The organism is Streptomyces sp. NPDC005492 (assembly GCF_040605995.1).
GTDB lineage: Bacteria > Actinomycetota > Actinomycetes > Streptomycetales > Streptomycetaceae > Streptomyces.
In genome coordinates this window covers 1-6,022 of record NZ_JBEXDX010000105.1, presented here as the reverse complement: position 1 = coordinate 6,022, position 6,022 = coordinate 1, and the positions used below count along the sequence as shown (strand labels likewise).

General features: G+C 69.6%; 6 protein-coding genes. 3 read left to right on the top strand and 3 right to left on the bottom strand.

From position 1 onward, the window contains the following. The 3 genes from ABZT04_RS45795 to ABZT04_RS45785 all read right to left on the bottom strand — a co-directional run. Positions 1–1,007, bottom strand: a 1,007-nt coding sequence (locus tag ABZT04_RS45795; RefSeq protein WP_356066634.1) for an SDR family oxidoreductase, incomplete at its 3' end; no start/stop codon positions are given. 7 nt (positions 1,008–1,014) lie between these two features. Beyond that, positions 1,015–1,971 (bottom strand): 3-oxoacyl-[acyl-carrier-protein] synthase III C-terminal domain-containing protein, encoded by a 957-nt coding sequence (locus tag ABZT04_RS45790; RefSeq protein WP_356066631.1) that lies wholly within the window; start codon positions 1,969–1,971, stop codon positions 1,015–1,017. A 190-nt stretch (positions 1,972–2,161) separates the two neighbouring features. Continuing rightward, the gene (locus tag ABZT04_RS45785; protein ID WP_356066628.1) at positions 2,162–3,790 is read right to left on the bottom strand and encodes an AMP-binding protein; all 1,629 of its coding nucleotides are present in this window, start codon (positions 3,788–3,790) and stop codon (positions 2,162–2,164) included. 278 nt (positions 3,791–4,068) lie between these two features. Here ABZT04_RS45785 and ABZT04_RS45780 point away from each other — a divergent pair, with 278 nt between their 5' ends. From ABZT04_RS45780 to ABZT04_RS45770, 3 genes are read left to right on the top strand one after another with little or no spacing between them, the layout of a single operon-like run. Continuing rightward, positions 4,069–4,941 carry a diiron oxygenase gene (locus ABZT04_RS45780; protein WP_356066625.1) on the top strand — a complete coding sequence of 291 codons (873 nt, stop codon included), beginning with the start codon at positions 4,069–4,071 and terminating at the stop codon, positions 4,939–4,941. Continuing rightward, on the top strand, positions 4,931–5,170 hold the full coding sequence (locus ABZT04_RS45775) for a hypothetical protein (protein ID WP_356066622.1): 240 nt from the start codon (positions 4,931–4,933) through the stop codon (positions 5,168–5,170). The genes ABZT04_RS45780 and ABZT04_RS45775 overlap by 11 nt, the downstream gene beginning before the upstream one ends. Further along, positions 5,170–6,012 (top strand): aminoacyl--tRNA ligase-related protein, encoded by an 843-nt coding sequence (locus ABZT04_RS45770; RefSeq protein ID WP_356066619.1) that lies wholly within the window; start codon positions 5,170–5,172, stop codon positions 6,010–6,012. The genes ABZT04_RS45775 and ABZT04_RS45770 overlap by 1 nt, the downstream gene beginning before the upstream one ends. Positions 6,013–6,022 lie beyond the last annotated feature (10 nt).

Below are 6,022 nucleotides of genomic sequence, written 5' to 3'. Positions count from 1 at the left end.
ACCAGGTATTCCGCGGTCTGCGACACCAGCGCGTCCGGGTCCGGCGCGCGATAGCCCGGCCAGGCCTTGTGCAGTCGTGCGTTGCCGAAGACCTTCGGCCGGAAGAGCTGTGCGGAGAACGGCGACACGGACTCCAGTGCGTCGAGCACCGGGCCGTGCGGGAGGGTGCGGAGGCCGTTCAGCAGGTTGGCGAAGGCGGCCTCGTCGACGAGCAGCGGGCGCAGGATCTGGCGCCTGAGGAAACTGGTGTCCTGCTCGAACGCCGTGAACATCAGGTCGACGATCCGGCCGAGCCTCGGGGTCTGGTCGAGGTCGGGGCACACGTGGTAGATGCCGGGTTCGGCGGCGAGCAGTGCCATGGTCGCGTTGACGGTGAAGTCCCCGGTGCCCAGGGAGACCGGGACGTCGGCGAGGCCGGGCATCAGCGACAGCAGGCCGTAGTAGAGCAGTTTGAGCGTGTTGTGCACCGCGTTGTACTGGCTGACGTGCCCGCTGTCGTCGTCGGCGATGATCGTGGGCACCCGTGCGATGGTGGCGGGCAGCCCGCTGTCGAGGACCATGCGCTCGGCCGCGTGCTTGGACCACTCGTAGTAGTTGGCGAAGCGGACGACGCCCGGCGGGTCGTCGGCGTCGGTGCGGGGTTCCTCGACGGCGCCGGCGGGTTCCTCGGCGATGTCGCCGGTCGCGAGCCCCGCGGTGTACAGGGTCGAGAGCAGGACGACGCGCTCCAGGTCCGGGCAGCGCTTGGCCAGTTCTACGACCTGTTCGGTGCCGCCGATGTTGACCGCCTGCGCGGTGGCCCGGTCGACGGCGAACTTGGTCACGGCGGCGGCGTGCACGATGTGGGTGATGCCGGCGGTCGGGACCGTGTCCAGGGCACCGGGGACGGTGAGGTCCGCCTCGGCGCGGCCCAAGGCGAGCACGTCGCCGTAGCCACCGTGCTCACGCAGTGCTTTGACGGTCAGGCCGCCCACGTAGCCCGCGGCTCCTGTCACGAGAACGGTCATGAGTGGCTCACACCGCCTCCAGGATGGTGGCCTGCCAGTTGAGGCCGAAGCCGGCCATCGTCAGCAGGAGCTTGTCGCCGGACTTGACGCGCCCGGACTCGACGAGCGCCGCGAGGTTCAGCACGTTGTCGGCGGAGATCACGTGCCCGGCGTCGGGCAGCGTGACACTGACCACCTTCTCGGTGTCGATCTTGAAGAGGTGGGCGAGGACCGTCCAGGCCACGTCGTTGGTGTTCTGGGTGACCACCCAGTCCAGGTCGGCGGCTTTCAGCTGAGCCCGTTCGAGGGTCTGGGCGATCAGCCGGTGCATGTAGCTGAAGTAGCTGCCCACGGTCTCGTCGTCGCTCGCCATGCCCAGGCCGCCGTTGGTGATCTGGTGACTGGCCACGAGCCGGAACGATCCCTCGCTCGGTTCCCTGGTGACGACGCAGGCGGCGGCCCCGTCGGAGATCACGTTGTACGCCTGCTCGTAGACCGCGTTCTCGGGGAACCGGTCGGCGCTCACGCACAGCACGCGCTGCCACGAAGGCTCGCTGCCGAGCAGGGCGCCCGCGATCCGCAACGAGCCGAGCATCGAGGTGCAGGCCTGCTGGTTGAGGCCGATGGCGATCGCGCCGTCCAGCTTGAAGTCGGCCTGGAGCCTGCTCACCGGGAAGTCCATCAGATGCTTGACGTCCCGGGTGGTGCGCCATTCCTCGTCGCTGCCCAGGTTGCCGTTGAGCGGCAGACAGGTGGCATACACGATGGCGTCGGCGCCGGCCGCCCTGTCCGCCATGGGGCGGACGGCGGCGCATGCCAGGTCGTAGGCCGAGGTTCCGGGCTCACACATGTAGTGCCAGCGGAATCCGGCCGCTTTCATGTCCTCGGCGGAGGAGAAAAGCCTGCCCGCCGCCGCGGAATCGTTGACGTGGCTTTTACGTTCACCTAGCGCGTACTTGAACGAATCGATGTAGAGGGATTCCAACACCGAGCTCCCGTCTTCGCGCCGGGCCGTTGTCTGGCTCCGCGAATTGTGTGGTCGGAATCATCGATGGAATGAGCATAGGTCCGGCGGTTCAGGCAAATCCCTAGTCACTTTCGGGACTGTGTCACGCCGAAAGACGCATTCCGTTTTTCCCGCCGGGCCGACCGCCGTGCGCCGGTACCCGGTGGTGTCAAATGAGCCGGGTGCCGGGGAGCTTCCCGGCCGACCACAGCTGCCACATCGCGCGCCGCTGGGGCTTGCCGCTGGACGTGCGGCGGATCAGGCCGCGCTCGCCGGCGATGACGGCGATCTCGGGGTCGGGGCCGAGTTCGGTACGCAGGGCCTGGGTGACCTTGTCGGCCCAGGGGCCCGGCTCCGACTCGGCGAAGACTGCGATGCCGGGTCGGCCGCCGTCGCTCATGCTGACCACGGCCAGCCGGTTGAGTCCGGCGGCTTCGCGGGCCTTCAGCTCCAGGTCCTCCACGTACACGGTGCGGGCCCGGACCTTCAGGCTGTCGCCCATCCGGCCCAGGACGTACAGGTCGCCGTCGTGCACGAAGCCGGCGTCGCCGGTGCGCAGCAGCCCGCCGAAGGGCTCGTCGCCGACATAGCCGTCGGCGACCGACCGGCCGGTGATCACGATCTCGCCGAGCGAGCCCTCGGGCAGCGGTGCCCCTTCGGCGTCGGCGATCTCGACCTCGACCTCGTCGACGGGCAGCGGCCGGCCCTGTCCGGCCAGCCATCCGGCGCCGTCGGCGGCGTCGGGGGCCAAGTCGCCGGGCGGCGGCAGCAGACGGCCGGTCTCCAGGATCCGGACCGGCTCGCCGAACTGCATCTTGTCCCAGTCCGGCCGCACCACCCGCCCGGGGCGGCCCACCGCCCCGGCGGTGACCGCGGAGGTGTTCTCCGCCAGCCCGTACGCGGGGTGGATCACAGCGGGGTCGAACCCGGACGGGGCCGCCGCCGCCGCGAAGGCGCGCAGCGCGCCGGGGTCGGGCACCTCCCCGCCGACGATCGCCGTCCGCCACCCGGAGAGGTCGAGTTCCGCCCACTGCTCGGGCCGGACCCGGCGTGCGACGTAGCCGAAGCCGAACGACGGCGCCCCGGCGTGGGCGGCCTTGCCGGGGCCCAGGGACGACAGCCAGCGCTCGGGCCCGCGGATGAACTGGTCGGGCCGCATGAGCCACAGGTCGCCCTGCCGCGCGGCCGTCATCACGCAGGCCAGCAGGCCCATGTCGTGGTTGAACGGCAGCCAGGAAGCCATCCCGTCGCCGTCCTTCCACTCCATCCAGCGGTAGAGGACGGCGAAGTTCGCGACCATGTTGTCCCAGGTGACCTGGATGGCCCGCGGGCTGCGGGTGGTGCCCGAGGTGAACTGCAGCACCGCGATCCGGCCCGGTTCCCGCACGGTTCCCGTGCCGCCCCCGTCGCGCCGTACCTCGCTGACCTCCGTCACGCCCTCCAGCAGTGGGGCCGACTCGGCGTCGGCGAACGTCACGGCCGGGCGTGCCTGTTCGAGGATCGCGGCGGTGTGCGCGGTGTACTCCGCGCCCGCCCCGTACCCCGGGACCGGGAGCATCGTCGTGCAGCAGCCCGCCGCCCAGGCTCCGAACAGCGCGGCCAGTCCGTCGCGACTGCCCGGCAGGGCTATCGCCACGACATCCCCGCGGCCCACGCCCCGAGCGGCCAGGTCGGCCGCGACCGCGCGGGCGTCCTCGGCAAGCTCCGCGTACTCCACCCGCTCCCAGCCGTCCCGCTCCCCGGCGAACCACACGCCGCGGCCGGGAGACGGCTCGCTCAGCCACCCAAGTATCGACATGCGCCCCATCCTGCACGACACGGTCGCGATAGTGACTAGGGATTTGCCTGAGTCCCCCGGCCTACGATCGCCCCTGTCGATGATTCCGGCCCGACAATTCGCGGATCCAGGCGGCAGACCTGGAATGAAGACGGGAGCTCGATGTTGGAACCCCTCGATATCGATTCGTTCAGGTCGCACCTGACGTTTAACCGGAAACAAATCCGCGACGCTGCTGCTATTTCCGTCTCTGGAGGCGACATGAGTGATTGGCTGCATGGGCGCGCGGGAGTCGGGACATGAGCCTCGCGGATTCTGTGGCGGCGGTCGCCCGGCGGCTCAGCGAGGTGTCCCAGCACTCGTACCAGAACCCCTACACCGCCCTGGACTGGCCGGAGACCGTCGACCCCGACGTCGACTGGTTCTCCTCCCCCGAACTCCTCAGCCTGGTCGGCACCCGGGAGTGGGACGCGATGCCCGAGGCGGGCCGCAAGCGGCTCGCGTTCTACGAGGCGGTGAACTTCTACAGCCTCAACATCCACGGCGAGAAGGGCCTGATGGCCGGCCTCGCCGAGCGGCTGTACCGCAAGGAAATGATCCAGGTGGCGGACTACCTGCACCACTTCCTCGACGAGGAGAACAAGCACAGCATCTTCTTCGGCGGGTTCTGCACCAGGTACGCCCGCGTGTACCGCAGCCGCCAGTTCTCCGTGAACGAGGAGGAGGTGCCGCGGGACGTCGGCGACTTCCTCTTCTTCGCCAAGACCATGATCTTCGAGGAGATCGTGGACCACTACAACTGGCTCCAGGCCCGCGACGAGCGGCTGCACCCGGTGGCCAGGTACATCAACCGCAACCACCACGTGGAGGAGGCCAGGCACCTGGTCTTCGGGCGGCAGCTGGTCACCGAGCTGTGGCGGACGCAGGAGTGGGACGCGCAGACGGTCGAGGACGTGCGCGGGTACCTCGCGGCGTTCATCACCAGCAGCTGGCGGGAGTACTACAACCCCGACGTCTACGCGGACGCCGGCCTGGCCGAGCCCTGGGAAGCAGCCGAGACCGCCTGGCAGTCGCCGACGCAGCGGGAACACCGCCGCACGGTCACCGCCAAGTGCCTGGGCTTCCTCGCCAGCGAGAAGATCCTTCCCGAGGAGCCCGTCGATGCTTTCTGAGCCGGATTTCCGCGCCGAACTGCGCGCGTGGGTCAACGAGAAGTCAGGTGTCCAGGTCACCGACCACAGCCCGATCTTCGCCGACCGTACCCTGCGGTCCGTGCACATCCCGGAGCTCCTGCTGCTGATGGAGCGCCTTCGGGGTACGCCCATCGACGTCGAGGACCTGCGGCCGACGGACTTCCGCGACATCGACACCCTCGCCACCCGCTTCGGGACGCGGTCGTGATGCGCTGGCACGACTCCGGACAGGCGTCGCTCTCCGGCGACCTGCTGCGGCTGGTCCAGGACGCGGACGCGGCGTTCGTCCAGCTGGCGGGCGTCTGGGGGGCCGGGGCCGAGCGTCATCCGTCCACGCTTCCGGCCGATGTGCTGCGCAGGACCGGTTATCTGCGGTCGTTCCCGCACCAGGCCACCTTCGCGGTCGGGTTCGACCCCGCGGCCATCGGTGAGTTCGCCAAGGACCCGGACCAGGACCCCGGCCCCTTCCTCGGACCGGCCACCGAGATCCTCACCCCGGCCGCGTGCTACCACCTCTATCCGGCGCACGAGGGCGAGGCCCTCACCGAGCCGCTGTATCTGACCACGGTGAACACCTGCTACCGGCGTGAGAAGGCCTATGTGCCGCTACGCCGCCAGTGGTCGTTCACCATGCGGGAGATCGTCTGCCTGGGTAACGCCGAGGAGACGGCGCAGTTCGCGCGGCGGACCACCGACGGGGTGACGCGGCTGTTCGAACTGGCCGGCCTGGACGTCGAGTGGGAGCACGCGACCGACCCGTTCTTCGAACCGGAGCAGAACCCGGCCTTCCTGCTGCAGAAGCTGAGCCCCGTCAAGCGCGAGGCGACGTACGGGGACCTGGCCATCGCGTCGGTGAACCTGCATCACGAGCACTTCGGCGAGGCGTTCGGCATCACCAGGGCGGGGCAGGACGCGCATTCGGCGTGCGTCGCCTTCGGGCTGGAACGCTGGCTGTCCGCGATCCTGGGCACGCACGGCGAGGACCCCCGGTCCTGGCCTGATCTGCCCGCGCTCGCCGCGGAGGTGATCGCCAAATGGCCCCTGTCATAGCGGAACGTGC

Excerpts from the sequence above, each read along its gene's own strand:
- ABZT04_RS45785 (WP_356066628.1), bottom strand. The coding sequence starts at position 3,790 with ATGTCGATACTTGGGTGGCTGAGCGAGCCGTCTCCCGGCCGCGGCGTG.
- ABZT04_RS45780 (WP_356066625.1), top strand. The coding sequence starts at position 4,069 with ATGAGCCTCGCGGATTCTGTGGCGGCGGTCGCCCGGCGGCTCAGCGAG.
- ABZT04_RS45775 (WP_356066622.1), top strand. The coding sequence starts at position 4,931 with ATGCTTTCTGAGCCGGATTTCCGCGCCGAACTGCGCGCGTGGGTCAAC.
- ABZT04_RS45770 (WP_356066619.1), top strand. The coding sequence starts at position 5,170 with ATGCGCTGGCACGACTCCGGACAGGCGTCGCTCTCCGGCGACCTGCTG.